The organism is Phormidesmis priestleyi BC1401 (genome assembly GCF_001650195.1).
GTDB classification, from domain to species: domain Bacteria; phylum Cyanobacteriota; class Cyanobacteriia; order Leptolyngbyales; family Leptolyngbyaceae; genus Phormidesmis_A; species Phormidesmis_A priestleyi_B.
The window spans coordinates 54,697-80,901 of record NZ_LXYR01000021.1 but is presented as its reverse complement, the minus strand read 5'-3'; the positions used below and the strand labels follow the sequence as shown (position 1 = coordinate 80,901).

The following is a 26,205-nucleotide window of genomic DNA, read 5'->3' as shown; positions in this document are numbered from 1 at the left end:
ACTTTTTGTCGGAGGTCATCGCTGTAGGGGGCTGGCATCGCTCATTTGAGGGTCTCAACTTCTATAGTATGTCCTAACCTAACTGGCAACGGCTATACTTCAGGCATGATGGTCTCCTTATCTCTAACGGACTTGTGTGATGCCACATTAAGGGCTGGCTACCCAGACGTTTTGTAGTGATGAATACGAAAGTTGCAGGTCTAGTTATAAGGCTAGGGATGACAATGACAACGCTAAAAACAAGCTGCAATCCTCATCAAGTACCTGTCTAAATCGATAGGTTTTTAATAACCGGGCTTTAAACAGATAGGCTCAATCAAAGTCAACCTGGGTTTCGACTTCGCTCAACCCGCGTTTCTTGAAGTATTGAGCGTTGAGCGGAGCCGAAACGCCTCCTACAAATGGTTTCATCAACTTACTTATGAGCCGATCAAAAATTCATTTACAATGCTCCACGCGTTGGAAGGCGATAATTTCTTTCTCGATATAATGTAATCAGCAATGTAGTTTGCATCGCGTGCGACTCCTGAAAACCTGCCTGAACCCCAGGTATAAAGCCAGGGAAGCCCCAAGAAATAGAGTCCTTCGAGTTGAGTCACCCCTCGATCGTGCCCCGGATAACCCTTGCCATCAAATACCGGAAGCTCAACCCAACTAAAATCAGATTCATATCCAGTAGACCAGATCACTGTGCCGATATTTGCCTGCTCATAGTCCACGCTGAGAACGTCGTCTTCTGGCTCCCAGACAGGTTGATAGGGTGTCTCTGTAGGCGCTTGGATCTGGTTTTTTGCAATGAATCCGTCAATGGTTTTTTTAATGCTTTCAGAAACGGCATCGGCTTGATCGAGATTTTGCTTGAGATCATCCCAAAAATCGAGTTTACGATCGCCAACGTATTTCAATCTGCCGTGTAGCTGCATTCCTTCTAATGCAAATCGGCGCAGGTCAATTTCGCGTCCGCCATCGCGACCTGTGAGGTAGTGATTGGCTTTACTTCTGACTTTTTCTTTTTGAGGATGCTCATTAATCGATAGATTGTAGTAGCCCATTTCCTCAAGCCAATCGACCGCATCTTTGCCACGATATCGGCGGGGCGATCGGGGCGCACCTCCTACGCAGAGATGAACCTTTTTGCCTGCAAGATGCAAATCTTCTGCAATCTGACAGCCCGACTGTCCGGTGCCGACGACTAACACGCTTTTATCAGGCAGAGAGTGCGGATTTTTATAGTGAGACGAATGTAGTTGCACGATATCTACGGGAAGCCGTTCAGCCATGCGCGGCACTTTGGGACGATGGTAGCTCCCGGCTGCAATCACAACTTGGTCGGCGGTGACCTCTCCGATCGAGGTCGTCACGTCAAAAATTCCGCGATCGTCATTCCTGTAAACTCGCAGCACTGCAACGCCTTCTTTCACCGGAGGGTTAAACGACGCAGCATAGGTCTCGATGTAGTTCACGATGTCATCTTTTTGCATAAACCCATTGGGGTCATCACCTTGATAAGGATGCCCTGGCAGAGTGCATTGCCAGTTTGGGGTGACTAAACAAAACGAATCCCAACGGCTCGATCGCCACGCGTGTCCGATCGTGTGTTTTTCAAACACAATGTGATCAATGCCGCGCTGCGTTAAGCAATAGCTGATCGAGAGTCCAGCTTGCCCTCCTCCTACTACAACGACTGAATAATGTGTGTTCATGGGCGATTTCTTGCAGAGATAACAGTGCAAGATTAAAGGCTAGAGATCTAAGAATTTTGTATCTCGCAGTACGAAAGATTGAAGTCTAGCGATTGGGCTAGGGCGTGGCGATCGTTTCTCTCTTAACGCCATTGAAACCAATGCTCATCCCTGTCTAAATAAACAGGGGTCAGTCAATGAGTCAAATTCATCAGAATATCTATAGTACGTCTGGCGTTAAACTACCTAGGCGGGTACTGTAGAGCCGTATTAGAGATCTGTATGTTAGAAAAGCAGAGTGAATTCCTACTCAGTGTATTGTTATTTGACAGAACAACGAAAGTTTAAAACAATACTCCGGACATTTTTTGAGGCAGAGGCTGAAACCCTCATTCCACCGTTGGTATTTGCCTCAGTGATGATGCTGAAACCCGCATTCCACCGTTGGCGATTTAAAATTGTCCGGACTGTTGTTAAAACAATCATTTTCAATGAAAACGAACATGGATTCTAATCAAAGAATAGACTATCTATATAAAGAATATGCTCGACTGAATGAGAAGCTTGAGGAGCATATCAAAAGTAGTTTTGAAGACTTTAAGCTTTTAGAAGCGGCGGGTGCATCTATAATTTTTGGAAGCCTATCGTAGATGCAATAGTATTAACTAACTCTAGAATCAACTACAATGGGCTTCTGTTCATAGGTTTCCTCAGCCTGCTTTTGTTTTTTGTGCTGATTGGGTTCGTGTCTTTAATTAGAACGACCGTCATGTTTTCTATTTCTTCTAATCTTCTCAGCTTTGAGCAAGAGATTAGGAAAGAGCTTAACGAAGTGGAGAGTTCACAGGTCTTTGGTTTGAACCTTGCAAGAGACACTGCAAAATTTCCTGAGGCTTATCGTCTGACCTATGGAACTACTTTAATCATTCTTGCTCTTGCAATAACCTTCATCCCATTTGTAATCTTATGCTATGTTGACATCGGTTATGCTGTAGCTTATGCGTTTCTAGCGTTGCTAGCAGTTGTAATCTTCATGCAAGTGCTCAGAAAATTAACCAGAATTTTCTTCAACCAATTTAGAGTCTTTTAGTAATTTGTTGTGCTTATCTATCAATAGCAGCAAAACTTCATCTGCGTGCTGCCAGTTGAGGATGCCACCAGCGATCGATCGCCCTTTGAGAAAACTGCATAGCGATCGACCTAATTCTACACGAGCGTCACAGTCTGATACTTCATTTTCGTGCGGTGCCCTAAATCCAGCCATTCAAAACCACTTGATGAAGCGCTTGATATCGAGTTCGCGCTTTGAGTTTGGCAAGAACGTTGTTCATGTGAAACTTGACCGTACTTTCGCTAATCACCAGATAATTGGCAATGTCACGATCGCGCAATCCCTCCGCCAACAGCGTCATCATTTCTAACTCGCGCTCCGACAGCATTGGCTGCACCTCAGCATCAGATTCGATGCCCCAACTCTCGCCACGGGCGACCGCCGCGATCGCATCTCGCAATTGCCCGGGCGTAATCGTCAGATCGACTTTAGCCTTGACTCCTTTGGGCAACGTCTGAGCGCTCTGCTGAATCCACAGCACTCGTTTTGCATGAATCTGAGTCAGGTCATCCGTCAACAATGGGGCATCTGCATCGCCATCACACACCGTCAGACCCGCTAAAAAAGCTAGATGTGTGAACGCCATTTGCAACACGGGTAACGTGCACTGAATTTGCACACAGTCTCCCGAAACCGCACCTAAATAAGGAATTTTGATTGAAACCTGAATCGCTTTTTGATTCACACCCGTTTGAGTTTGCAGCACGCCTCCCAAACAGGAAACGGCGAACAATAACTCACCAAACGCAGAGTGAACTATCTTGTTTGGGTCACGAACTGCTTGATCAGATGTGGGCACGATCGCCTCGATCGCCACCGTTTCTGTTGTATAAATCAGCCGACAATAGGCACAGTTCACTCGATTTAAAGCGTCGGCGGCTTGCAGAAATACATAAGTTAGAGGCAGCGACAGCGACTGCTCGGTTCCGACTAAGGTGAGTCGAGCAGACTTTAAGAGACTGGCTAACTGATCAGACAAAGACAGATGATGGAAAGCGGGATGTTGAGCAAATGATTGCCAGGTTTGCTTTTCTGCTTGGTGCTGGAGGGCAGTGTCTAAGGCGATCGATACGATCGTACATAGGGTTTGCAACACCTCTAAAAATTCTGGCTCCATTGCGTGGAGGCTAAACGTCGCCAGCACTCCAATCACTCTGCCCTGAATTGCCAACGGATAGCCTGCAAATCCTTGAATCTGATTCGCGATCGCCCACTCCCGATTTCCGACCCACGGCTCATCTGCCAAATGATTGCTTAGAAAAGACACCCGATTTTGGGCAATTTTGCCTACTTTATAGGCACCCATCGGGACTCTCGCAAACGCGCCATTGATGTGGGTATACATTCCTGAAGAGGCAACCAATTTGAGAGTGGTTTGGTCAGGTTCCAAGAGCCAGATTCGCGCAAAAGCACTGCCAAAGGTTTCAACTAAGCCGTCGGTGACGTGATTGGCAATTTCCTCGGGCACAAGACATCTTGAGAACCGTTGAGCAATCTCGTTCCCTCGCTGTAAATCAAACAAAAGTCGGGTCGGGTCGAGCAGTTCAGCAATCGAGTCAGTCATCTAAATCAGCCGAATCTTCACTCTCATTGAGGCGCAGATCGACCGCTAGCACTGTATCTCAAACTACGAAAGCTTTGGATCGAGCAGAGGTTCATCTATCTATAGATAAGTAAAATTAATAGTATTTTTACTTATCTCGCTGACTCGATCGACAAATTCGACTATGTTTGAGCGTAAAACTGTCTTAAGATTGTCCTAACAATTAATTTGTTTAACATCCACTCGCTGACCCTAACCACCCAGGAGGACTATCTATGGCGCTTGTACCTTTGCGGCTGCTGCTTGACCACGCGGCTGAACACGGTTATGGCATCCCGGCTTACAACGTCAACAACATGGAGCAGATCCAGGCAATCATGAGGGCTGCCGATGAAACGGATAGCCCCGTGATTTTGCAAGCTTCTCGTGGTGCGCGCAACTATGCGGGCGAAAACTTCTTGCGTCACCTGATTTTAGCGGCGATCGAGACCTATCCCGAAATCCCAATTGTGATGCACCAAGATCACGGCAATGCGCCCTCAACCTGCTATTCAGCAATGAAGAACAACTTCAGCAGCGTCATGATGGATGGCTCACTCGAAGCCGATGCCAAAACCCCTGCCAGCTTTGACTATAACGTCAGCACGACCAGCGAAGTTGTGAAAGTGGCTCACGCGATCGGGGTCAGCGTCGAAGGCGAACTCGGCTGCCTCGGCTCACTCGAAACGGGCAAAGGCGAAGCAGAAGACGGTCACGGCTTTGAGGGTGCCCTCTCCCACGATCAGCTTCTCACCGACCCCGACGAAGCCGTTGAGTTTGTCGAGCGCACTCAGGTTGACGCACTGGCGGTCGCGATCGGCACCAGTCACGGGGCTTACAAATTTACTCGCAAACCGACGGGCGAAGTTTTGGCAATCAGCCGCATCGAAGAAATTCACCGCCGCTTACCCAACACTCACTTGGTCATGCACGGCTCGTCTTCTGTTCCCGAAGATTTGATTGCGCTGATCAACCAAAATGGCGGTGCGATCCCTGAAACTTACGGGGTGCCTGTTGAAGAGATTCAAAAGGGCATCAAGAGCGGCGTTCGTAAAATCAACATCGACACTGACTGCCGTTTAGCGATTACCGCCGCTGTACGTGAAGCGCTATTTTCAAACCCCAAAGAGTTTGACCCTCGCTTCTTCCTCAAGCCATCGATTAAGTACATGCAAAAAGTGTGTGCCGATCGCTATCAGCAGTTCAGCGCCGCAGGCAACGCCAGCAAGATCAAGCAAGTGAGCCTTGAAGACTATGCTGCGAAGTATGCGAAAGGTGAACTCACCGCTGTCACCAAGAAAACGGTTGGTGTCTAAAAGTTAGTCGTTAATCGTTAGGAAGCTGGGTAGTTGCAAAACTGCCCAGCTTTTTTATTATGAAACTAAAACATCGGCGGTTCAAGAAAAGTGTTGTAAGAGGAATTTGGCTGTTTTTATTGACGCTAATCCTCCTATTTTCTAAAGACTTTCTTCTGCAATGGACGGTCAAAGATTCAGGCGTTGCAAATGAGGTGAAAGTCGGCACAACGTTCATAAAAATCAATGCGGAAGCGCTGGGTTTGAACTGGAAATCAGCCTATCGAGAAATCGTGAACGACATTGGCATCAAACAGATTCGGATTCCAATCTTTTGGGATCAAATCGAGCCGAAACCTGGAATCTTTGACTGGGAAACGCTTGATTGGCAGATGCAAGAAGCCAGCAAAGCGAATGCAAAAATTCTGTTAGTCGTCGGACATCGCGTTCCTCGATATCCTGAGTGTTATGCGCCTGATTGGACTCGATCGCTGGACGATCGTGACTTCAAACAAGCCCTATTCAACATGACCACAGCCGCTGTGCTGCACTTTAAAGACCATCCAGCACTCGAAGCGTGGCAAGTCGAAAACGAACCCTTGGCAAAGATTTTAGGCAAGATCTGGGGCGGCGAACACTGTCGTGAAGTTGCGCCATTGGTGGCTGAAGAAGTTAAATTAGTTCGCACGTTGGATCAACATAGTCATCCGACGATCGTCACCTTTGCCTTTTCTCCCTGGATGACTTCTCAAATTCGAGAGACTCTAGATTTTGACAGTGATGTAGTTGCTATCACACTGTTCAACAAACTGTTCTTCAGAAGTCCTGTTTACAGCGGATATGTTGAGATGTTCAGAATGGGATTTTTCTCACCCTTACGATTAGCGTATCAAGCCGCGATCGCTCAACAAAAAGCAAAGCCGTTTTGGGTGGCAGAAATGCAAGCATAACCCTGGGGACCTGATGGACCTTATCGATTTGCTCACCCCGAAGATGCCTATATTTCAATGAATCCCGATCGCTTAACTGAAACCTGGAACTATGCCACCCGGTCGGGGATTTCTAGAATCTATTTGTGGGGTGCAGAATGGTGGCTGTCTGAGCGCAACAAAGGCAATTCTTCAATGCTGAATGCGGTTAAAGAATTGGTTGCCCATCCGACTCGATCGTGAGACTTGCTAACGCCCTAACCATTCCGTCACAAGTTCGGGCTGATTTTTAGAGGCGAAGACTTTAACTGCGTGATAATTCACCTTTTCTCGCAGTCGATACACCTGTTTAATCGGCATATCGAGATCTTGAGCGATCGCCTCTTGCGATCGTCCCTGCAAATAAAGCTTTAGCCACTCAGCCGCTAGGGGATCAACGCGCTCTAAGAGATAAGACTCAAACTCTTGCGCGATCGTGCGGCGCAGTTCTTGCTGTTGTTCTTGCGCTTGACCTTCCTGATATTGGGCGATCGCTTGTCCATCAAGCAAGCTAACCGACCCTTCAGAGTCATCAGGTGCGATCTCCTCTGAGACTAACCGAATGAAATCGGCAGCCGGAACCTGAGTCATGCCGCCTCGCTGTGAGCGTCGCAGATAGTTGACAAATCGATAGACCAAAAGCGGCTGATTGCGAATCGGACGCAGACAATATTCTTCGGTGCTGGTCAACACAAGCGCATTGCGAAGCCGGGGATCATTGGTGCATCGAGCAATCCAAGCGATTTGCTGCTGCATATAGTGATCGTTTTGCAGCAATTCTTGAATCACTTCTTGCAGCACATCGACCACCGATCGCTGACGATCTCGAGACAGCGCAATCCAGGTGCGGATTTTGTTGCGAATCAAAAACAAGCTGCTTAATCGTTGGATCAGCCCTTTATAAGCGCGTTCGGGTCCAGCTTCTAAATAGCGCTGACAAAGAATGCGATAGCGATAATCCATCGCTTGTTTGGCGATTTCTAACTGGTTGGGAAGCAAGTCATCAAACCGCGTTGGGTCTTCCCCGATTAGCCATTGAATAATGCTCTCGTGAGTCGATCGGCTGATTTTAGGTAAATCATTCTGCAACTGTAGCCGCCATCTGTCAGCAATGTCTTCTGCGCGTGTCATGAAATTGCCGTCCTCAATGCCCTGTTATAGAGTTTGCCTTACAACCCCGATCAAAATCACTTACCCGTTCGGGTAATTCCCAAATTTTGTTTTCTCACAAACGCTCAAAGTTTTGAGAAGACATAAAGGGGTGAGGTTCAAAGTATAAAACTTTGTCTGCAAATTGTTCGTAACTTAACAGAATCGATCAAGTTTCAGCGCACGACGTTTGTAGCGTGAGTCGCAGAATCTTGAACCTCAAGCGCGATCGTCGGTTGCTTTCAAAGACGCGTTCATTTGCTGTAAAGTTTCGGTCAACTCAGCGAGTCGGGTCAGCGTGTCATCCTGATTTGCCGCTAATGTCTGCATCGCATCGCTCAAGGCAAAAATCTCATAGCCCTGCTGCTGCACTTGAATTGACAACTCATCTAAGCGATCGGCAAGTTGCTCAATGGCATCTGCTGCTGCCAGCACGGTTTCTGCAATTTGCCCCACCGCAGCCTCTAACCGATCGCGAGATTCTGCCACTCCTCAAACCCTTTTCTCAAACAAACCATTGACTCAAGTTCCCTGATCGTCAACCCTATTCTCTTCATCAAGCCTTCACAAAAAGTTTAATTCATTAAGGCAATAAAAAGATTTGAGGAATTGTTGCGGATAGCACTGTCACCTACTAGGAGGATAAGCCTATATTCTGTTGTACCCGCACGTCCAAAAGCATTTTCAGTATTTTTTTACCCGTTCCCTACCTGGAACTCGCCCAACAGCACGCACCCAATCAACAACGGCTGCCGATTTAATGATGACAGTTTCTACTTCAATTAAGGTCCCCCATCGATCAACCTACTCTTCCGCCAAACGAGCGATCGATATTATAGGCAGTCTAATCGGGCTAGGAATCGTCGGCTTATTTTTCATTCCAGTCGCGATCGCCATTCGTCTTGACAGCCCTGGTCAGATTTTGTATAGCCAAAAAAGATATGGGTTGATGGGCAAGCCGTTTCGGCTCTGTAAGTTTCGATCGATGATTGAGAATGCCGAGGCGCTCAAACATCAGATCGAAAACGAGGCACAGGGGCTAATCTTTAAAAATCAGCAAGATCCTCGAATCACACGAGTGGGGCGCTTTCTCCGTCGCACTAGCCTGGATGAACTTCCGCAGTTTTGGAACGTTTTGATCGGGCAAATGAGCCTGGTAGGGACGCGTCCGCCCACTGCTGACGAGGTGATTCACTATAGTGAGCATCACTGGCAGCGCCTAACGGTCAAGCCAGGGTTAACCGGAGAGTGGCAGGTAAATGGGCGATCGACTGTGACCGACTTTGAGGATATCGTTAAGCTTGACTTGCGCTATCAGGCTCTCTGGACACCGCTTTATGATGTAGTTCTCATTTTGAAGACCCTTTATGTGATTTTTGCCAGAGTAGGCGCATTTTAGGTTTTTTGCGGAACTTCACTTGCGATTGCGGTTTAATTAAGCTGTGATTAAAGGAGCACGGCTCTCACAATCAACACTTAATGTGTGTAGCCCTACGAAATTATATTAGGACGCTCTGTTGCGGTCGAAGCAACAAGGGGCTTAAGCCCCTTGTTCATAAAGTAGCTATGTAGAAATTACTTCGTCCCGTGACGTTTTTGGTGCCACTGCCAGGCGTGGGCAAGAATTTGGCTAATGTCGGGGTAGTCGGGCTTCCAACCTAGAACGGTTCGAGCTTTCTCGCCACTGCCTACTAACGCAGGAGGATCACCAGGGCGACGATCGTGTTCAACAGCCGCGATTGGTTTACCTGTGACCTGACGAGCGCTCTCAATCACCTCTTTAACTGAAAAGCCGCTGCCATTGCCCAGATTAAAGACTTCTGATGCTCCGCCCTTTAAGAGATACTCCAGTCCTTGCACATGAGCCTGAGCTAAGTCAGTCACATGAATATAGTCGCGGATGCACGTTCCGTCTGGAGTTGGGTAGTCAGTGCCTAAAATCGAAATCGAGTCTTGCTTACCTAACGCTGTCATTAATACGAGCGGGATCAGGTGGGTTTCTGGAGCGTGGTCTTCGCCTAATCGCCCATCGGGATCGGCACCTGCGGCATTAAAATAGCGGAAGCAAACGGATTTGAGGTTATAGGCTTGGTCAAAGTCTGCCAAGATCCGCTCGACCATTAGCTTGGTCGCCCCATAAGGGTTGATCGGGTTTTGAGGATGATCTTCTGGGATCGGCACCTGATTGGGGACTCCGTAAGTCGCACAGGTTGAGGAAAAGACAAACTTATCGATCGACGCAGCCGTCATCGCTTCCAGCAAAGTCAACGTGCCAACCACATTGTTGCGATAATATTTGTCGGGTTTAGTGACCGATTCGCCCACGTAAGCGTATGCCGCAAAGTGCATCACCGCCGCAAACTTGCGGGAGGCAAACAGCCGATCGAGCAACTCTCGATCGTTGGTGTCACCCACTACAAGTTTGACGTGAAGCGCCTGATCTACGAGGTCTTGATGCCCATAAACCAAGTTGTCAAGAATCACGACCTCATACCCGGCTTGTTGCAGGGCTAACACCGCATGAGAGCCGATATACCCGGCTCCCCCGGTGACTAAAATAGCTGGTTTTTCTGGTTGCACGCTCTAGCTCCTCGCAAGATTACAGTTCTTTATCAGGGGTCGGGGGTCAGTTCTAGACCTTGAAGCCTTGTTGAATAGAGGCTTCTGACTCTCAGGATAAGCGTGTCGAGTTGCCGATGGAATTTTAGACTATAAAAATCGCCAAAACTTCATTATTCTGTTGATTGAATGATAGATACTAATCGCGCAGCTTCACTTCTTTATTCTCACCAAAAAAGCTCTTTCATCAGGAGAAAAAAGATTACAACAAACATAATTCCTGCCAAAATTAATTCCACGATCGTTCCTCATGACACAACACCCTTTTACCTAACCAACGTTAACAACACTCAAAAATTTAAGATTGCGCTTGGGGGTAACAATCCTGCATCTTGCACGATTTTTGCCCTTTTAGAGCCAGGTTAAAGGCGAGAATTTCACTAAAGTTTAGGCATCTTGAACGTCAGGTTGAAAAGAATTTGTGGCGATCGCGGTCATTTTGGCTGCGAAATTAGCAATCTTCGGTACAATCCTAGACTGAATGGGGTTTTGAGACATTTGGGTCTTCCTGGATCGGTTACTGGTAGATTGACTTCGTGAAACTTTAGGAATTGAGTCTAAACATTAAATGCGGTTCGTCACAGAACTTTAAGGAATTACAGCATGGTCTTATTGGTAACAGATGTATTTGTGCTCTTAACCCAGGTGTTGCTTTGGGTCGTCGTTGGGCTTTTTACCTGGTATGTGTTGCTTAGAGCGCTCCCCAAGGCGTTTTTAGGCGGATTGGTGATTCTGCTGCTGTTGGGGGTCAGTGCGCTGACGTTTTATCGAGGTGCCCCTGCTGACGGTCTGTTTGGAGACATTTGGCAACTGATTGCGATTCCGTTTAGCCCGTTAGGGTTGATTCTGATTTTCTTTCTGATCGTCTTGACAGAGCTTCTGAGAGGAGGCATTTCTAAAACAGGATTGACGCTGCTGAGGGTGGCGATTCCGTTGCTGTTGATTTTGAGCATCCCGGCAGTGTCTTATTTTCTGGCTCAACGCGCTGAGGCTCAGGCGCTACAAATTACGCGCGCGGCTCCGGCAGAGTCTCTCGCAGGAGGAAGACGCGTCATTGTGGTGTTAGGGCAAGGCACGACTCGACTTCAGCTTCGTCCTCGCACTCAACCTGCTCCGGCTCCTACTACGCCTCCTCAAACCACGCAGGTACCGTTGATTGAGCCTGTCGAGCCGTTGACCGAACCCGCCTACAACATTTTGACTCAACAGCCGATTCAGCTAACCGAGGAGGGCGATCGGTTGATCTATGCGGCGCGACTCTATCAGGAAGAGGTGGCGCGAGGCACCAATCCGCTATTGATTGTGAGTGCGGGATCTAGAGAGGGGCGCGATCGCAAAGATGGCGACACGCAAGAAAGCACCGCAGAGTCTACTGATATTGCGACGTTTTTGCAAAACCAGGGCGTTCCGGCAGGCAACATTATTCAAGATACCAAAAGCCCTACTGTGCATGACAGTGCGGTCAACGTCCGTGCATTGCTGCAATCGCAAAGGATTGGCTTTGGAAATCAGCTTTTTTTAGTGACCTCCGCGATCGAGATGAGTCGAGCCGCGCTGACCTTTAACCGAGAGTTTAACAGTCAGGGATCAGAAACGCCTATTACCATTATTTCTCGTCCAACTGATTTCTACACGTTGCCTCAAAAAGACTCACTGAGACGGCGCACCCAAGGGCGAGATCTGATTGAGCGAGGATTCCGAATCGGTGATTTGCTGCCGAGCACCGAGGCATTTGCGTTGAGTTCTCGCGTGATTAATGAGTACATTACTTCGATCTACTACTTCTTGCGAGGGTGGATTAGACCTGTCAGTACGATTTGAAGAACTTCCTCGTCCTAATTGCGAGATAGGATGAGGGGGTTTCTAATTTTTTGCTAGAGTCCCTCATCATGGCGCGATCGCAACTCCAAAAATTGGGTGTTTATTTACGTCCTCACTGGCGTAACACAGCACTGGGAATCGGTACGTTGCTAGTCGTAAATGCGCTGGCGGTTTACATTCCACTTTTAATTAGAGACGCGATCGATGAGTTGGGGGTCACCTTCAACGTCGATCGCGTTTGGTTTTTTGTGGGGCTGATTTTGGTGCTTGCCACGGCGATGTGGTGTGTGCGAATGATTTCGCGAACTTTGCTGTTTGGTGTCGGGCGACAGGTTGAGTTTGATCTCAAGCAAAAGATTTTTGATCACCTGCTAAGGTTAGAGCCGTCTTATTTTGCGACGAATACGATCGGAGATTTAATCAATCGGGCAACGAGCGATGTCGAAAACATTCGTCGCCTGCTCGGATTTGCAGTGCTGAGTCTGGCAAACACGACCTTTGCCTATGCGCTGACGCTGCCTGTAATGATGCGGATCAACGTGAGATTGACTCTCATGGCAATCTCGGTTTATCCGTTTATGTTGATTTTGGTGAATTTATTTAGTCACAAGCTGCGAAATCAACAGCTTGCCGTGCAGGAAGAACTCTCGACGATGAGCGAGTTGATTCAAGAAGACATGAGCGGCATTGCACTAATCAAGATTTATGCTCAAGAAGAAAACGAGCGTAAAGCATTTCGGCAACTAAACCGCCAACTGTTGAATGCGAATCTGCAACTGGCAAAGACTCGAAATACGCTGTTTCCGATTTTGCAAGGGTTGGGTTATTTAAGCGGATTGATCTTGCTGTGGTTTGGGGGCGGCGCGATCGCGAATGGCACTATTTCGGTCGGTGATTTTATCGCGCTATTGCTGCTCGTCGGACAGTTGGTGTTTCCGACTGCGCTGTTGGGCTTCACGATTACGGCATATCAACGGGGCGAAGTGAGTATCGATCGAGTCGAGTCCATTCTCACGGTTGAACCCAAAATCAAAGATAAACCGGATGCGATACCGTTAGCGATCGAGCAGGTGAAAGGCAGACTAACGGCACAAGATTTGCTCTATTCCTATCCGACCAGTGAGCCAGAAAAAGTGACTCCGGCGCTGGATCACATTAGTTTTGACATTGCTCCAGGAGAAACCGTGGCGATCGTGGGCGCGATCGGCTCTGGCAAATCTACGTTGGCAAATGCCCTTCCTCGTCTGCTAGATATCGCTCCTGGTCAGCTATTTCTCGATGACTATGACATCACGAGTCTGCGAATTGAGGATTTGCGAAGCGCGATCGCCTATGTGCCGCAAGAAAGCTTTCTGTTCAGCACGTCGATCAAAAACAACATTCGCTATGGCAAAGTTCACGCAGAGTTATCTGAAGTCGAGTCAGCGGCAAAACAGGCACAGATTCACGATGAGGTTCTCAACTTTCCGCAGCACTATGACACGATGGTCGGTGAGCGCGGCATCACTCTCTCTGGTGGTCAACGCCAACGGACTGCGCTTGCTCGTGCGCTGTTAGTCGATAGCCCGATTTTGATTTTAGACGATGCGCTGTCGAGTGTAGACAACCAAACCGCTACCCAGATTTTGAGAAACCTCTCAGAAGGCACTCAGCGTAAAACGGTGGTGTTTATTTCTCACCAACTGTCTGCGGCGGCATCTGCCGATCGGATTTTTGTCATGGATCAAGGGCAAATCATGCAGTCGGGAACTCATGGGCAGTTGCTGGAGACGGATGGCTTGTATCGCACTCTGTGGAATCAAAACAAGCTCGAAGAAGCATTGAAATAAGATCGAGATCGACCAAAGGTTTCAAGTATTAAAGTTATCGGGAATATGATAGTCTGAGGGTTGTCAAGAACCTTCTCATTTAATCTAAGAATGCTACTTGATGAATACGGTAGCTATCCCAATAAGAGCACTCACAAAACCTATAAAGCCTACTGATGCGCTTATGATGGGATTCTCCTTGATCAGCTCAATCGCTGCTGCTGGGTAGCTTCCATAGATGTCTTTCCAAGTAGAATTTGTTTTAAGCGAACCATCAGCAGCGCGTTCCACTATGTTCGCAAAAGTATCAACTTTTCTAAGAGTTGATTGGTGAAGTTTAACGTACTGTTTGTTGACAAAAGCCTCAGCTTCAGATTTTCCGTCTAAAAGGTCTCTGTGTGTTATGTGATTCCTATCTACGAGATTTTTTAATCGAGGATGCTGAATGTATCCAGATCCATAAATAGCGATCAGTAGAGGAGATAAATCAACCAATTTAGACTCGCTGATTTCTTCAGGCTCACCTTGAAGAACTCGATAACGATGAGCTATGGCTGGAAAGCCATAATTAATATCCCTCATATTCCAATGTAACCAGATGTGAGAACTGTGCCGATTTACATAATCATAGAATTCATCCAGCATCAATTTTTCGAGTTGGTTATAGTGTTGCTCTAATGCACTCGCTGAGTATCCTTTTCTCTCTGCAACTTGATGAATTGAAAAAGACTTAGTTTGTCTAGCTTCTAAATTGCGGACTGCGATAGAAGTGATTCTTGGAGATGAGCCATCAGGTCTATCATAGAAGCTTTCACAAGAGTAGTGAATGATAACTACTTGGTCAGCCTTACTCATCAACTCAGCAAGTTTAATTTTTGCTTTTTTACGCTTTTGTACCTTGTTCCATGCCTCTCCCATTGCCTAATTGCCCCCAATGTTATTCTTACGCCTTCGCAGAATATCTCGAAGTATATTTATTGACATCTACAGGGCTATAGCCTGATTCTAAGGTAGCAAATCTAATCGTTCCGGTTTATGAAGCCACTGAGCTTGAGGGTTAATCGTATGTATAGATACAGATGCGAGTATTGCGAAGGAACTGTTCAACCCCGAATCGTCAAGCGCGAAGCATTCAAACATAGAGATGGATTTGTCATTCTTGAAGACGTGACGATCGGAGTCTGTGATCCCTGTGGCAATCGGTACTATTCAGCCAATATTCTTCATACGGTTCATGCGGTTGCAACCGGAGTAAAAGCTCCTAAGAGAACTAACAAATATGACATCTGCAAACGGCTGTGATTCCGTTGAAGGGCAACTGCACCACACTGCACCACTGCCTAGCCCTTCAGCAACGTTTTGCCGCGCCGATAAAGTTCTTGGGCATACTCTGTCCAGGTGCCTTGCCCCCAATAGCGGAAACAACTCGTTTGCAGCAGCAAATTGTAGAGTAATGCCTGACGATAATCATCAGATTCAGTGGTTTTAGACGCGTCAAAAGTTTTGTGAAAGAGCGCACTGAGATCATTCATCGGGGTCAAAACCTCTTCATAGCCCGCCACCCAACTGAGATGATTAGTCCAAGACGCTCCATCCATGTGAAAGTTGGGATGGGTTTGGGTGAGGTGAGCGATCGCTGCCTCCATTCCCGCAGGCGTGACTTTTTCGGGATCGACTTCTTGCCAGATTAAATGCTGCCCGATCGCCTGACAGGTCGGAAAATCATCTTCTCGACAGCCAGCAGCGGCGATCAGTTCTAGATACTCTGTGCCGTTGACTCCAGCAACGGTGGAATCGTTTGCGACTTCATGCCAAGCCCGCTTAAACGCCCCTGGAAACTCATTCATCATCACGCCGCCATTTTCGCCATCGCCGATTTGAGTCACGATCGCCGGAATGCTCACCCCAGATATTGTCTGTTTTGAAAGCGTTTTGGCTTCATAGTAAGGCTGCATCTGAGCCACCAGCTTTGTGTCTGAACCCTGAGTTTTAATCAAAACGGGGATGCTGATCGTCTCACCCTGAGAGTTGCGAGACACCAACCGATGAGGCAGATGCTTAAAGTCTAGCGAGTGCCCTGTCAGCGCTTCAACCGAGTGTTCTTGCACCAGCAGCCAGCGATAGCCGCACTCTTTAAGCGCATGAATAAAGGTGTAGAGCGTATCGGGGTGATTGGGCAAATGCATCTCTGGCGGTGAAAACCCCTTGACTCGTGCCAGTGCCTCCCAGCCGAAGATAGCTGCAAAATGGTGCTGCCACGCCCGAATATGGAGTTTGAGATCGGCGATCGGAGTCGAGGGCACGACGGCATGACTCCACATCGTCCCCAGCCACTCGACATAAGGCTGGTAGGTGCGATCGCAGGTGATGCGCTTGAGGTTATCTAAAACGTCGCCGCGCCCCATCTGTCGCAGCCCCCAAAGCAGATTGCCCGAATAGTCGAGCATGACGCGGGGATTGCAGCCTTGAGACACCAACTCAGGAATAAAGTCACCCATGCGCGAATAGCACCAGGCAAACGGAGCCGCATTGTGATTATCTCCGTCGTAAGGATGCTCAAACATCTGCTGCAAATTGCTAATCAGTGAGCCATCTGCCCCGGCTGGAATAGTCGGCTGGTGCATGTGCAGCGCGATCGAGAAGGTCGCCGAAAGGGACTCTAATTTCAAATTTGTGTTTGGCAAAAATACAGGGCGATCGGGCTGAAGTGCGGCGGTTACTTCTGTCTCGTGACCGCAAATATTGGGCAAACCGTTGATTAATTCGGGCAATGCAGACATAAAAACTTTAAATGGGGAGGAGGTCACTGAAGGGCATTCCCCAATAGTCACACCGAAAAACTCAAAACTCAAAACTTAAAACTCAAAACTTATCAGAGATGCTCTTTGAGAAAGCTGAGATCGTCTCCCCAGCAGGGTTCAGGAAACAGACGGAGTAAATGACGATTTACGTCTTGCTCTAAGCTAGACATATCAGAGCGATCGAAGAATTCATCAAGCGCAACTAGATCGCGATCGCGCAGAGGAGACAACGGAGCGGCATGATCGAGATAAGCAGGGCGAGGATTGGAGCGAGTCGCCGTCTCAGCGTGTCGCCAAGGACTGACCAGCATTTCTTCAACCCGAAGCCGACTGCGATAGGCAGACAGCGTTTGATAATTTCCCAAAGGTCTCATTTGACTCGTGCCAGACAAGCCATCTTCTGATTCGACGATCGGTGCCGCGTTGCCGTCACCCGATGAAGCGTTGAGCATCAAATCCATTCCATGAGTGTCATCTCAAAGACGGTGAGATTATATTATTTATCCTAGCGAAGCGAAGGACGGATTGTTTAAAGTGGTGATGAATTCTGTCGGTTGAAAGCGAAGCAGACTACTGTAGAAGATCATCAACTATTCAATAGCTCATCATGGCAACTGACGAAAAGATTAAACTCGACCAATTCCTCAAAATGAAAGGCATTGTCGAAAGCGGCGGACAGGCAAAGGTGCTGATCCAAGCCGGAGAAGTGAAGGTAAACGGGCAGGTCGAGACGCGACGAGGACGGAAGCTGATTAAAGGCGATCGGGTTTTCACAATGGGGGAATATATCAAGGTGGATGTATGAAGCATCTAAATGTTCATATTTCGCAACAATCCTCTAAGATTTAGAAGTCACCGCCGCTCCGAATTCTAATGATGTATTTAACCTGGTTAGACAGCAACTCCTGGCTGATTGAGATTGCCGGAAAGCGCATTTTGCTTGACCCTTGGCTAGTTGGAGATTTGACCTTCGGAAATCTCACCTGGTTGTTTAAAGGCTACCGTCATCAAAACCGGACGATTCCTGACGCTCTAGACTTGATTTTGCTGTCACAGGGGTTAGAAGATCACGCTCACCCAGAGACGTTAAAGCGGTTGGATAAAGCCATTCCGGTAGTCGGTTCTCCCAGCGCTGCAAAGGTTGCTCAACAGTTGGGTTTTTCTCAAGTGACTGCCCTTAAACATGGGGAGACCTTCACGTTAGATCACCTGACGATTCAGGCAACTCCGGGTTCTCCGTTAGGTCCGATCGTGCAGGAGAACGGTTATTTGCTGAAGGAGCTAACGAGCGGAGTCAAACTTTACTATGAGCCGCATGGGTCTCACGCTCCGACCCTCAAAGAGAATGCTCCGATCGAGGTCATTATCACTCCGTTGATCGATCTGGCACTCCCCTTCATCGGTTCGCTAATCAAAGGCAGCGAAAGCGCTTTAAAGCTGGCACAAGACGTTCAGCCCCAAGTAATGCTTCCGACGGCCGCAGGGGGCGATATTATGTTTGAGGGATTGTTAATTTCAGTGCTGAAGGCGATCGGAAGTGTTGATGAGTTTCGCACAAGATTAGCTCAAAACAATCTCGATACTCAAGTGTTAGAACCCAAACCTGGCGATCGCATCGAGATTCCTCTGCGACCTGCGGCGATCGTTTACTAAGGAAAAAAGATGTCTGATTCCAAACTGTCACCCCCAGATCTAGAAGTCCAACTCGCTCAACTTGATGGCTGGACGATCGAATCTGACAAACTGCATAAACAGTTCAAGTTCCCCTCGTTTGTCGAAGCGTTTGGGTTTATGTCAAGTCTGGCGCTGGTGTCAGAAGCGATCGGACATCACCCCGAATGGTTCAACGTCTATAACCGAGTGACGATCGATCTCACAACCCATGATTCGGGTGGCATCACGATGAAAGATGTCGATTGGGCACGCAAAGCAAACGAATTAGCGTAGTGCTGAAGATCGTTGCTTCTGCTAGGAGAATCGGCTGAAATAGAGGAGATTGACTCATCCGCGCGGGGCTAAGAGTGGGCACGTTTTATAAAGAAACCCGCAAGCGCGGCAGCATTGCTTAACTTAGAGTCGATCTAGAACCAGTCAAACCTGACATGCTTTGGCGGGGAAAATAGCTGAAGCTTCCTGAACCTTAACCATTACAGCTGAACCCTGACGTTCACAGCAATTCACAAATAGATTCACCCTTTGACTGAAGTGGTCCCGTTGGAAGTCTTTTAATCTGGCTGAAGTCTACATCTTCTTGACAGGTTTAGTTGTGCCGCAAGCAGATATAACGAATCCACAAGACGACCAATTAGGAGAGCGGTAATAGAAATGGATAAAGAGCCACCCACCAATCACCAGTCGCTTTGGAGTCGGATCAGCACGAATGAGTCAGTTCGCTTCTTGCTGTTCTTTGCGTGCGGTTGGGCATTTGTTGCCCTAATTCAATATTTTGAATACGTGATTTTTGTGTTTGCGTTTTCAGCAATTTTGGCACTGCTGCTCAATTATCCAGTGCGCTATCTAGAGCGATTTGTCAAACGACGCGTTGCATTAGGTCTTGTCATCGCATCGAGCCTGATCACTATTATTGTATTGAGCATTGCGATCGGGCTAACGCTGACCGATCAAGTTCAACAGTTAGCGATGCTGCTACTTCAGACTCTCAATACCTCAAACAATCCACTCGACCAGGTGCAGAGTGCTTTAGCTGCCCGAAATATTTCACTCAACTTAAATGCGATCGAAGCTCAGGTTCGCAATGCGTTTGTGGTTGGGTTAAATTGGGCAGTCAGTTCTTTGCCCTTTCTTTTGCAGAATTACGTCACCTCTATCATTGTTCTGGTCGTTGCTTTTTTTATGTTGATTGATGGCGCAAAGCTGTGGCGACTGATCCTCAAACTGGTTCCCACTCAGCATCGAGATCGGGTCTCGACCGTGGTGCAAAGAAACTTTGTGGGATTTATTCGAGGTCAACTGCTGATTTCGTCTCTGCTGAGTGTTGCCACTTTTTTTGTTTTCGTGCTGCTTCAAATCCCCTTTCCGTTTTTGCTTGCCGTGACGATCGGCATTTTAGATGTGATTCCAGGCATTGGCGCAACGTTAGGAGTCACCTTTGTATGTTTAATTATTTTGGTGCAAAGCGGCTGGGTTGAGGCACTTAAGGTATTAGCCATTTGCGTGGTTTTGCAACAACTGCAAGATAATCTTGTTTCGCCGCGCGTGATGCAAAGTACGGTTCATCTCAATCCTATAGTGGTGTTTTTTGCGCTCCTGGTTGGGACGCGGGTCTCAGGACTCCTGGGAATCTTTTTGGCGGTTCCGATCGCGGGAGTGATCGTCAGCCTGCTAGAAATTGAGGAGGCACAAGGGGGTTAGAGGCGTATTTGGAAAACAAGCCTCAACGAGGCATGAATCGACAAGATCTACTTTTAGATGGCTATTGAATGGCTGATGATGAATAAAATGGATTCTCTGATCGCCACCCCCATAGAATTTTTGAGGCAAAGATCGCACACTAGAAGGTGATTCACATTCTAGGATGCCGCGCTATGTCCAATTCTGATCAATCGTTGCGTTACCCTGACACCCGTAAAATCGAGCAAACTGATAATTATCATGGGGTTGCGATCGCTGATCCCTATCGATGGCTAGAAGATCCTGACTCTGACGAAACGAAAGCCTGGGTTGAGGCGCAAAATCAAATCACGTTCGGCTATTTGCAGCAAATTCCGGTGCGAGAAGCGATTCAGAAACGCCTAACGCAACTCTGGGATTATGAAAAATACAGCGTTCCGTTTAAAGAAGGAAATCGCTATTTCTATTTCAAAAATGATGGACTGCAAAATCAAAGCGTTCTCTACACGCTGAATGCTTTAGACGATGAACCGAGAGTGTTGCTCGACCCCAACAAACTCTCAGACGATGGCACCGTCGCACTTTCTGGACTGTCAATCAGCGAAGACGGCGCGTGGATGGCGTATGGGCTGTCTACGTCTGGCTCTGATTGGCAAGAGTGGCGAGTGCGAACTATCGAAACAGGGGAAGACACGAGCGATCGCTTGCAGTGGATTAAATTTTCTGGCGCATCGTGGACTCATGATCACAAAGGATTTTTCTATTCTCGCTATGACGAGCCGAACGAAAAAACCAAGCTAGAAGACGCAAACTATTTTCAAAAACTTTACTATCATCGGCTTGGCGCTAACCAGGCTGAAGATGTTTTGATTTGCCCACAGGGGATAGAGCACTTTCAGCCAGTTAAATAAATCGCAGTTCTGTGCGGCTGGAACCACTCGCGTTAGCGTCTGAAAAAAGTGATGATGCGTGTTGACGAGACCCGGAAGGACGATGTGGCGATCGTGCAAATCTAAAATTTCGTCAGCCGTTTGCGGGAGTTCTTCGATTATTCCAATGTGTTCAATCACGTTATCACGAACGATCATCGCAGCATTGCGAATTTCTCGTCTGTCTGAATCCATTGTGACCAGCGTGTGAATGTTCTTAATCAGTAAAGTAGTCATTCATTAATTATCCTATAAGCGTGTTTCTCTACGCATATTTCTATCAATTACAGAAAAAGTGATGGTTTGATTTCAAGTTAAATCACCTAAGAAAACGAGGCGCGAACCGATCGAGAGCTGAAGGATGTCGAGAATGTATTACTAGACACAGTAACCGTCTTGCCTCAAGTGTATACCGTATACGGGAGGGCAGTTGACACAATACTGAACACTTTACCGTTTGACTTCTGCTTTTGTCAGCCTTTTTCTGCACCGCTAACCCCGGAAGCCTTTTAGAGAATGCTTTCGTTCTAGAAAAAGTTGAGGCTCTGACCATGACTCACGTAGCCGTTCACGCTGAAGGCAATCAGACTGCCCCTCTTCCTAATCTGCTGTATGGCTTAAAGGCATTTCTGCCTCTGATTCACACAATTTTAGAGTCAGGGATCGCGACAGGCTCTATAGGTTACTAAACTGAGAGGACTAATTGCTTTTATGAACGGTTTGCTCTCACCCGGACTATTGCTGAATTTATCACTATGAGCGATCACATGACTTATCCGAGAGGCTGCACGTTTACCGAGTCTGATTGGGATGCGTTGTCTCAATTTTGGTATCCGATCGCGTTTAGCCACGATCTCAAAGACCAGCCGATTTCAGCTACGTTGCTCGATCAGCGTTTGGTGATTTGGCGCACGGCTGCGGGACTGTCGGTAGCAAACGACCTCTGTTTACATCGCGGCATTCCGCTAAGTATGGGTCGAGTTCAGTCTGATCAACTGGTGTGCAAATATCACGGCTTTCACTATTCGTCTGACGGTCGCTGTGTGCTGATTCCTGCCCAACCGGGTGCCAGCATTCCGCCAAAACTTTGCCTCAAGACCTATCCAGTCAAAGAAGCCTATGGATTGATTTGGACGTGTTTAGCGGGCGACGATCGCACTCCGCTGCCCGATTTTCCTGAGTGGGAAGACGCTGATTATCAGCAAATTCTGCCCGATGCGGTCAACTTAAACGCGGCGGCGGGCAGGCAGGTCGAGGGATTTCTGGATGTTTCCCATTTTGCTTGGGTACACACAGACACGTTTGGTGATTCAAATAACCCGATCGTGCCTCGCTATGAAGTGAACACTACGAACAACGGGGTTCACGTTGAATATCTCAGCACTGTCAGCAATTTTCCCAAAGCGCTGCAAGATCGCGCTCCTGCCGATTTTGAATGGCTCCGCATTTTTGATGTTCACTTTCCGTTTACGGCTCGCCTGACGGTTCACTTTCCAGACGACGGGCGGCTGTGTATTCTTAATGCCGCCTCTCCGGTTTCTGCCCGCAAGACTCGCGTTTTTTGCCCGATTTGCCGGAACTTCGATCGTGAGATGCCGCTCGAACCTGTGTATGAATTTAATTACCAGGTGTTTGCCGAAGACAAAGAAGTCGTAGAGGCGCAATATCCCGAAGACTTGCCGTTAGAGTTGCTGGCTGAGGCGCACATCCGGGCAGATAAAACTTCGATCGCTTATCGCAAAGGCTTAAGCGCCCTCGGACTGGGCAAAATTTACACCGCTTAAATTAGGTTGCTGTTGACCTCATTAGACAGTCTAAAATCACGGTGGCTAGCGAGTTCGACAGCCCTAGACAAACCTGGTAGTGGACGAGTCGCAAAAAATAATGCCAAGCCACTAGAGCTTGACATTGTATGAGAAATTTCAACGATTTATAGGACTACGAGGTCTTGAATCGGTTACAAATTGACACGATCGTTAGCGATGGAAGCGACGTTGCTTCTGTTTAGCCAAAGCTTTACGCTTCCGCTTTTCGATCGGCGTTTCAAAGTGACGATGCTTTCGCATATCAGGAAAAATGCCTGCTTTAGACACTTCACGCTTAAATCGGCGCAACACGGAATCAATTCTTTCGTCTTCGCCAGGAATCACTTGGGTCATCGGTTCTCCTGATTTAATGAATGGGTCTCTATCAAAAAAAGCAGACGAGGGTCTGCCTTTAAGAGGGTTTAACGTCAGTTTCCTAGCTTACCAGCTTAATAGCGTCTAGGAGGACGACCACCGCCACCACCTGATGGTCCTCTGTCTTCGCGAGGCTTCGCTTTGTTTACTTTGAGATCGCGACCCATCCACTCTGCTCCGTCTAATGCTGCGATCGCGGCATCTTCTTCGGCATCGGTGCCCATTTCAACAAACCCAAACCCACGCATCCGTCCAGTCTCTCGATCGGTCGGAAGCTGCACCCGCTTAACCGTCCCATACTCAGCAAAGATCTCAGTTAGGTCCTCTTGCTTGACCTCATAAGAGAGATTGCCCACGTAAATTGACATGAAATTGTCTCCAGAATCCAAAAAAAGTGTGGAGAGTTAGATTCGGAGAGACGCTGATGAACACGAATTACACAGCCGAAAATAATTCCTGGTGACAGCCTAGCACAGGAAATAGGTTAGGGAACACGTCAAATCATCACGATTTGCCTACGACTTTCTTTAAGTCATGGTTCCCACATGGTTCAGAAGAAGCGCTACGCTGAATAGCAAGGTAGTAAAAGAGGTTTTTGGATTCGATGAGTTCTATTCAAGAAGTGTTTCTAGAGACAGACTGGGATGATGCGGCGCAAGCTCGACAGAAGCGAGACGAGCGCATTTTAGACCTGCAATCAACTGGGTTAGTGTGTGTCGGAACCGATCTCTACAATATCGTGAATGGTCGGCGCGTTTTTGTCTTGGCTGCATCGTCGCCACCGCCCCTAGATCCGATTCGAGACGAAAACTCCAGACCTCGATCGCTGCGTCCGCAACGGCGTGACCCTTCAGAATCCCGCAAAATGAATCATCCTCTCCCTCAGTATGAGGTTCGCTAAGAAGATGGGCAGTTTGAGTGGATCGGTCGTGAAAGTTTTGTAAAGTTAGGTTTCTTGTGCTAATAGCTCCGGGAGACTTCTCTCTAAGCTGTAGAAAGAATCATAACTGTTCAGGAAGTCAACATCTTTGCGGAGATGCGATCGAGGGGGTGACAACTCGCTCAGTCAATCCTCAATTCGCAGCAGCCTAAGTCACTTGGGTTTAGGGGTGCCTCTTTCAATAAAGCAGCGGTGATCATGACTGTCCCTATCAACTGGGTTCGGTCGTTTTACGTCTTAAGGAAAATTTGGAGTTTATGAATTCTGATATTGGGCTACCTGCTTCAACCTCAGCACCCCTGTCTGAGAACATCTCTACCTTAAACTCACCCCTTACCAGTGGAGCGATTCAAGATCCGATTTCCACTGGTTTAGCGCTTACGTCCTCTTCATCTCTTAGTGATTCCACGCTTCAACCTTTCACAGGGTCTGCGCACCAAGCTGCTTTAACCAGCTCCACTGATTCGTTGCCGACTGTTCAAGTGCAGGTCGCCCCGATCGATTTGATGTCGTTAGGGATGCCTGCTGCATTGCTTCCTCAGCCGACTTCCAAAATCTCTACAGACCCCATCACGCCTCAATCACTGGATGTAGGAATTGCGCCAGTTGTGCCGCCTCCTCTCTCGGCAACGATTATGGGAGAGATTGCGTTTATTGACTCCAGTTTGCCCAATTATGAAAGCCTGGCGGCTGAAGTTCGTTCAGGAGTCACCGTCGTGATTTTGGAGGGCGATCGAGACGGCATTGCTCAAATCACTCAAGTGTTAAAGAGCGCTAAAAATATTTCTGCAATTCACCTGATCTCACCGGGTGATGCAGGAGTCTTAAAGCTTGGAGTGACTCAGCTAACCACCAGTTCACTCGATATTTATCGAGCTAGCCTACGACGTTGGGCATCTGCGCTAACCCCCGACGCTGACATCTTGCTTTATGGGTCTAACGTGGGCGCAGGGATGGTTGGCGATGAATTTATGAAAAAGTTGAGTAAGCTGACCGCAGCCGATATTGCCGCATCTACTGATCAGACAGGCAGCGCGAAGCTCGGAGGAAACTGGAATTTAGAAAAAACGGTGCTAGAGATTGATACGGGTGAAATTGCGGCGAAAGTTGCGTTTCAAGCCCCGCTGACTTCGACCTATAGCGGAGTTTTCAACCTCTCTCTGGCTAGCTGATGCAGTCTAGAAGAAGTGAAGTATGGAGCCTTACTCACTTTTCACTGCTCATGTAAAGCGATCTCAACGAAATATAGGGATTTTAGGTGTTGCTGAATGCAGATATGAAATGCCCTCCTCACGCAGTGGGGCGAGAGCTTTGCCCAACCCTTCTCCCTAGGGAGGAAGGGAGCCAGAACTCTTGTCCCCTCTCCATTAGGGAGAGGGCTAGGGTGAGGGTAAAACCTGTGCTTCATCGATCGATTCAGCAACGCCGAATTTTATAAGTGAGTTTCCTCAAGAAAAAATTACAGATTCTTCTTCAGTAGTTTCCTGAGTCATCACTGCCCCTCAGGTGGTGTTCTAGACAAGGTAGTCTCAAGATCAGACAGAGCGACCAGACTCAAATCGATTGATGAGTAAGCCCAGCACGATATCGTGCATCTGAATCGACTTGGAAAAGCAAATGGTCTTTCGGGTTAATCGCTTAATTCGAGTTCGTAACGTCAGATGGCTACGTTCGATCTTTTACGTGTTGATTTTCCCGACCTGGTGTTGAGCGTTGAGGTGTCTTTCGCAAGCGCCCCAACCGTCCGTGTAAAATTCTCAATTCCGGATGGCTCCTTCATCCCACTGCAATTGGGGCACTTTACAGGTTCGAGTACCATTAGAGCCTTTCCAGTATTGGAGATAACGTTTCCTGAAACCATGTCTCATTCTAAGAAAACCTTGTTCAGAACATTACAATCTCCCGCTCAACATGATTCGCAGATTGCCAGAACCTTATTGCAATGGGCACCCCTTAAATATCGCGAGTC

Annotated in this window: 28 protein-coding genes and 1 pseudogene; 18 read left to right on the top strand and 11 right to left on the bottom strand. The window is 47.7% G+C overall.

Translation table 11 applies throughout. The annotated features are described in order from the left end of the window. Positions 1-419: 419 nt before the first annotated feature. The gene (locus tag A8707_RS13110; RefSeq protein WP_068817676.1) at positions 420-1,703 is read right to left on the bottom strand and encodes an MSMEG_0569 family flavin-dependent oxidoreductase; all 1,284 of its coding nucleotides are present in this window, start codon (positions 1,701-1,703) and stop codon (positions 420-422) included. Between the two features lie 482 nt (positions 1,704-2,185). Here A8707_RS13110 and A8707_RS29065 point away from each other — a divergent pair, with 482 nt between their 5' ends. After that, on the top strand, positions 2,186-2,332 hold the full coding sequence (locus tag A8707_RS29065; protein WP_197484759.1) for a hypothetical protein: 147 nt from the start codon (positions 2,186-2,188) through the stop codon (positions 2,330-2,332). 119 nt (positions 2,333-2,451) lie between these two features. Beyond that, positions 2,452-2,772, top strand: coding sequence for a hypothetical protein (locus A8707_RS29700; protein ID WP_068817674.1), 321 nt, complete (start codon positions 2,452-2,454; stop codon positions 2,770-2,772). Positions 2,773-2,932: 160 nt separating this feature from the next. Here the strand turns inward: A8707_RS29700 and A8707_RS13100 are convergent, their stop codons facing one another. Continuing rightward, the gene (locus A8707_RS13100) at positions 2,933-4,357 is read right to left on the bottom strand and encodes a GAF domain-containing protein (protein WP_156518552.1); all 1,425 of its coding nucleotides are present in this window, start codon (positions 4,355-4,357) and stop codon (positions 2,933-2,935) included. Positions 4,358-4,611: 254 nt separating this feature from the next. Here A8707_RS13100 and fba point away from each other — a divergent pair, with 254 nt between their 5' ends. From fba to A8707_RS28120, 3 genes are read left to right on the top strand one after another with little or no spacing between them, the layout of a single operon-like run. Then, positions 4,612-5,691, top strand: a complete 1,080-nt coding sequence (gene fba, locus A8707_RS13095; protein ID WP_068817672.1) for a class II fructose-bisphosphate aldolase — start codon at positions 4,612-4,614, stop codon at positions 5,689-5,691. 59 nt (positions 5,692-5,750) lie between these two features. Then, positions 5,751-6,620, top strand: a complete 870-nt coding sequence (locus tag A8707_RS13090) for a beta-galactosidase (protein ID WP_068817670.1) — start codon at positions 5,751-5,753, stop codon at positions 6,618-6,620. 57 nt (positions 6,621-6,677) lie between these two features. Then, entirely contained in the window at positions 6,678-6,842 is a 165-nt protein-coding gene (locus A8707_RS28120; protein ID WP_156518550.1) for a hypothetical protein, read from the top strand. A 6-nt stretch (positions 6,843-6,848) separates the two neighbouring features. Here A8707_RS28120 and A8707_RS13085 read toward each other — a convergent pair whose 3' ends face one another. Beyond that, positions 6,849-7,769, bottom strand: a complete 921-nt coding sequence (locus A8707_RS13085; RefSeq protein WP_068817668.1) for a HetZ-related protein 2 — start codon at positions 7,767-7,769, stop codon at positions 6,849-6,851. A 237-nt stretch (positions 7,770-8,006) separates the two neighbouring features. After that, positions 8,007-8,276 (bottom strand): hypothetical protein, encoded by a 270-nt coding sequence (locus A8707_RS13080; RefSeq protein ID WP_068817666.1) that lies wholly within the window; start codon positions 8,274-8,276, stop codon positions 8,007-8,009. 271 nt (positions 8,277-8,547) lie between these two features. Here A8707_RS13080 and A8707_RS13075 point away from each other — a divergent pair, with 271 nt between their 5' ends. Further along, positions 8,548-9,186, top strand: a complete 639-nt coding sequence (locus A8707_RS13075; RefSeq protein ID WP_068817664.1) for a sugar transferase — start codon at positions 8,548-8,550, stop codon at positions 9,184-9,186. A gap of 176 nt (positions 9,187-9,362) precedes the next feature. Here A8707_RS13075 and galE read toward each other — a convergent pair whose 3' ends face one another. Next, on the bottom strand, positions 9,363-10,367 hold the full coding sequence (gene galE / locus A8707_RS13070; protein ID WP_068817662.1) for a UDP-glucose 4-epimerase GalE: 1,005 nt from the start codon (positions 10,365-10,367) through the stop codon (positions 9,363-9,365). A 642-nt stretch (positions 10,368-11,009) separates the two neighbouring features. On the opposite strand from galE, the gene A8707_RS13065 reads away from it, so the two are divergent. Further along, a complete protein-coding gene (locus tag A8707_RS13065) occupies positions 11,010-12,227 on the top strand; it encodes a YdcF family protein (protein ID WP_068817660.1) in 1,218 nt (405 codons plus the stop codon). A 68-nt stretch (positions 12,228-12,295) separates the two neighbouring features. Further along, positions 12,296-14,056, top strand: a complete 1,761-nt coding sequence (locus tag A8707_RS13060; RefSeq protein WP_068817658.1) for an ABC transporter ATP-binding protein — start codon at positions 12,296-12,298, stop codon at positions 14,054-14,056. 93 nt (positions 14,057-14,149) lie between these two features. Here A8707_RS13060 and A8707_RS13055 read toward each other — a convergent pair whose 3' ends face one another. Next, positions 14,150-14,953, bottom strand: a complete 804-nt coding sequence (locus A8707_RS13055) for a hypothetical protein (protein ID WP_068817656.1) — start codon at positions 14,951-14,953, stop codon at positions 14,150-14,152. Between the two features lie 147 nt (positions 14,954-15,100). Here A8707_RS13055 and A8707_RS26880 point away from each other — a divergent pair, with 147 nt between their 5' ends. Next, positions 15,101-15,337 (top strand): YgiT-type zinc finger protein, encoded by a 237-nt coding sequence (locus A8707_RS26880; protein WP_074382507.1) that lies wholly within the window; start codon positions 15,101-15,103, stop codon positions 15,335-15,337. A gap of 38 nt (positions 15,338-15,375) precedes the next feature. On the opposite strand, the gene A8707_RS13050 is transcribed toward A8707_RS26880, so the two are convergent. Beyond that, on the bottom strand, positions 15,376-16,815 hold the full coding sequence (locus A8707_RS13050; protein WP_068817654.1) for a glycosyl hydrolase family 57: 1,440 nt from the start codon (positions 16,813-16,815) through the stop codon (positions 15,376-15,378). Positions 16,816-16,907: 92 nt separating this feature from the next. After that, complete coding sequence (locus tag A8707_RS13045; RefSeq protein ID WP_156518548.1) at positions 16,908-17,288, bottom strand: hypothetical protein; 381 nt, start codon at positions 17,286-17,288, stop codon at positions 16,908-16,910. 155 nt (positions 17,289-17,443) lie between these two features. On the opposite strand from A8707_RS13045, the gene A8707_RS13040 reads away from it, so the two are divergent. From A8707_RS13040 to A8707_RS13015, 7 genes are all read left to right on the top strand, one after another. Further along, positions 17,444-17,641, top strand: coding sequence for an RNA-binding S4 domain-containing protein (locus A8707_RS13040; RefSeq protein ID WP_068817650.1), 198 nt, complete (start codon positions 17,444-17,446; stop codon positions 17,639-17,641). A gap of 68 nt (positions 17,642-17,709) precedes the next feature. Then, a complete protein-coding gene (locus A8707_RS13035; RefSeq protein ID WP_331711714.1) occupies positions 17,710-18,489 on the top strand; it encodes an MBL fold metallo-hydrolase in 780 nt (259 codons plus the stop codon). Between the two features lie 9 nt (positions 18,490-18,498). Then, positions 18,499-18,783 carry a 4a-hydroxytetrahydrobiopterin dehydratase gene (locus tag A8707_RS13030; protein WP_068817646.1) on the top strand — a complete coding sequence of 95 codons (285 nt, stop codon included), beginning with the start codon at positions 18,499-18,501 and terminating at the stop codon, positions 18,781-18,783. A gap of 378 nt (positions 18,784-19,161) precedes the next feature. Beyond that, positions 19,162-20,208, top strand: a complete 1,047-nt coding sequence (locus A8707_RS13025) for an AI-2E family transporter (RefSeq protein WP_068817644.1) — start codon at positions 19,162-19,164, stop codon at positions 20,206-20,208. Between the two features lie 173 nt (positions 20,209-20,381). Beyond that, the gene (locus A8707_RS13020; protein WP_068817643.1) at positions 20,382-21,098 is read left to right on the top strand and encodes a prolyl oligopeptidase family protein; all 717 of its coding nucleotides are present in this window, start codon (positions 20,382-20,384) and stop codon (positions 21,096-21,098) included. Between the two features lie 569 nt (positions 21,099-21,667). Continuing rightward, positions 21,668-21,805, top strand: a complete 138-nt coding sequence (locus A8707_RS28115; RefSeq protein ID WP_156518546.1) for a hypothetical protein — start codon at positions 21,668-21,670, stop codon at positions 21,803-21,805. Positions 21,806-21,871: 66 nt separating this feature from the next. Next, positions 21,872-22,900, top strand: a complete 1,029-nt coding sequence (locus A8707_RS13015) for an aromatic ring-hydroxylating oxygenase subunit alpha (RefSeq protein ID WP_156518544.1) — start codon at positions 21,872-21,874, stop codon at positions 22,898-22,900. 192 nt (positions 22,901-23,092) lie between these two features. Here the strand turns inward: A8707_RS13015 and rpsU are convergent, their stop codons facing one another. Both rpsU and A8707_RS13005 read right to left on the bottom strand, forming a co-directional pair. Beyond that, positions 23,093-23,275 carry a 30S ribosomal protein S21 gene (gene rpsU, locus A8707_RS13010; protein ID WP_068817640.1) on the bottom strand — a complete coding sequence of 61 codons (183 nt, stop codon included), beginning with the start codon at positions 23,273-23,275 and terminating at the stop codon, positions 23,093-23,095. Between the two features lie 95 nt (positions 23,276-23,370). Continuing rightward, complete coding sequence (locus A8707_RS13005; RefSeq protein ID WP_068817638.1) at positions 23,371-23,664, bottom strand: RNA recognition motif domain-containing protein; 294 nt, start codon at positions 23,662-23,664, stop codon at positions 23,371-23,373. Between the two features lie 236 nt (positions 23,665-23,900). Here A8707_RS13005 and A8707_RS13000 point away from each other — a divergent pair, with 236 nt between their 5' ends. After that, on the top strand, positions 23,901-24,197 hold the full coding sequence (locus A8707_RS13000) for a hypothetical protein (protein ID WP_068817636.1): 297 nt from the start codon (positions 23,901-23,903) through the stop codon (positions 24,195-24,197). Positions 24,198-24,703: 506 nt separating this feature from the next. Continuing rightward, positions 24,704-25,408 carry a DUF4347 domain-containing protein gene (locus tag A8707_RS12995; RefSeq protein WP_231948051.1) on the top strand — a complete coding sequence of 235 codons (705 nt, stop codon included), beginning with the start codon at positions 24,704-24,706 and terminating at the stop codon, positions 25,406-25,408. Positions 25,409-25,771: 363 nt separating this feature from the next. On the opposite strand, the pseudogene A8707_RS26870 reads toward A8707_RS12995, so the two are convergent. Next, positions 25,772-25,990, bottom strand: a pseudogene (locus A8707_RS26870) (IS1 family transposase); the annotation flags it as partial. Positions 25,991-26,205 lie beyond the last annotated feature (215 nt).

Excerpts from the sequence above, each read along its gene's own strand:
- A8707_RS13110 (WP_068817676.1), bottom strand. The coding sequence starts at position 1,703 with ATGAACACACATTATTCAGTCGTTGTAGTAGGAGGAGGGCAAGCTGGA.
- A8707_RS29065 (WP_197484759.1), top strand. The coding sequence starts at position 2,186 with ATGGATTCTAATCAAAGAATAGACTATCTATATAAAGAATATGCTCGA.
- A8707_RS29700 (WP_068817674.1), top strand. The coding sequence starts at position 2,452 with ATGTTTTCTATTTCTTCTAATCTTCTCAGCTTTGAGCAAGAGATTAGG.
- A8707_RS13100 (WP_156518552.1), bottom strand. The coding sequence starts at position 4,357 with ATGACTGACTCGATTGCTGAACTGCTCGACCCGACCCGACTTTTGTTT.
- fba (WP_068817672.1), top strand. The coding sequence starts at position 4,612 with ATGGCGCTTGTACCTTTGCGGCTGCTGCTTGACCACGCGGCTGAACAC.
- A8707_RS13090 (WP_068817670.1), top strand. The coding sequence starts at position 5,751 with ATGAAACTAAAACATCGGCGGTTCAAGAAAAGTGTTGTAAGAGGAATT.
- A8707_RS28120 (WP_156518550.1), top strand. The coding sequence starts at position 6,678 with ATGAATCCCGATCGCTTAACTGAAACCTGGAACTATGCCACCCGGTCG.
- A8707_RS13085 (WP_068817668.1), bottom strand. The coding sequence starts at position 7,769 with ATGACACGCGCAGAAGACATTGCTGACAGATGGCGGCTACAGTTGCAG.
- A8707_RS13075 (WP_068817664.1), top strand. The coding sequence starts at position 8,548 with ATGATGACAGTTTCTACTTCAATTAAGGTCCCCCATCGATCAACCTAC.
- A8707_RS13065 (WP_068817660.1), top strand. The coding sequence starts at position 11,010 with ATGGTCTTATTGGTAACAGATGTATTTGTGCTCTTAACCCAGGTGTTG.
- A8707_RS13060 (WP_068817658.1), top strand. The coding sequence starts at position 12,296 with ATGGCGCGATCGCAACTCCAAAAATTGGGTGTTTATTTACGTCCTCAC.
- A8707_RS13055 (WP_068817656.1), bottom strand. The coding sequence starts at position 14,953 with ATGGGAGAGGCATGGAACAAGGTACAAAAGCGTAAAAAAGCAAAAATT.
- A8707_RS26880 (WP_074382507.1), top strand. The coding sequence starts at position 15,101 with ATGTATAGATACAGATGCGAGTATTGCGAAGGAACTGTTCAACCCCGA.
- A8707_RS13050 (WP_068817654.1), bottom strand. The coding sequence starts at position 16,815 with ATGTCTGCATTGCCCGAATTAATCAACGGTTTGCCCAATATTTGCGGT.
- A8707_RS13045 (WP_156518548.1), bottom strand. The coding sequence starts at position 17,288 with ATGCTCAACGCTTCATCGGGTGACGGCAACGCGGCACCGATCGTCGAA.
- A8707_RS13040 (WP_068817650.1), top strand. The coding sequence starts at position 17,444 with ATGGCAACTGACGAAAAGATTAAACTCGACCAATTCCTCAAAATGAAA.
- A8707_RS13035 (WP_331711714.1), top strand. The coding sequence starts at position 17,710 with ATGATGTATTTAACCTGGTTAGACAGCAACTCCTGGCTGATTGAGATT.
- A8707_RS13030 (WP_068817646.1), top strand. The coding sequence starts at position 18,499 with ATGTCTGATTCCAAACTGTCACCCCCAGATCTAGAAGTCCAACTCGCT.
- A8707_RS13025 (WP_068817644.1), top strand. The coding sequence starts at position 19,162 with ATGGATAAAGAGCCACCCACCAATCACCAGTCGCTTTGGAGTCGGATC.
- A8707_RS13020 (WP_068817643.1), top strand. The coding sequence starts at position 20,382 with ATGTCCAATTCTGATCAATCGTTGCGTTACCCTGACACCCGTAAAATC.
- A8707_RS28115 (WP_156518546.1), top strand. The coding sequence starts at position 21,668 with ATGACTCACGTAGCCGTTCACGCTGAAGGCAATCAGACTGCCCCTCTT.
- A8707_RS13015 (WP_156518544.1), top strand. The coding sequence starts at position 21,872 with ATGAGCGATCACATGACTTATCCGAGAGGCTGCACGTTTACCGAGTCT.
- rpsU (WP_068817640.1), bottom strand. The coding sequence starts at position 23,275 with ATGACCCAAGTGATTCCTGGCGAAGACGAAAGAATTGATTCCGTGTTG.
- A8707_RS13005 (WP_068817638.1), bottom strand. The coding sequence starts at position 23,664 with ATGTCAATTTACGTGGGCAATCTCTCTTATGAGGTCAAGCAAGAGGAC.
- A8707_RS13000 (WP_068817636.1), top strand. The coding sequence starts at position 23,901 with ATGAGTTCTATTCAAGAAGTGTTTCTAGAGACAGACTGGGATGATGCG.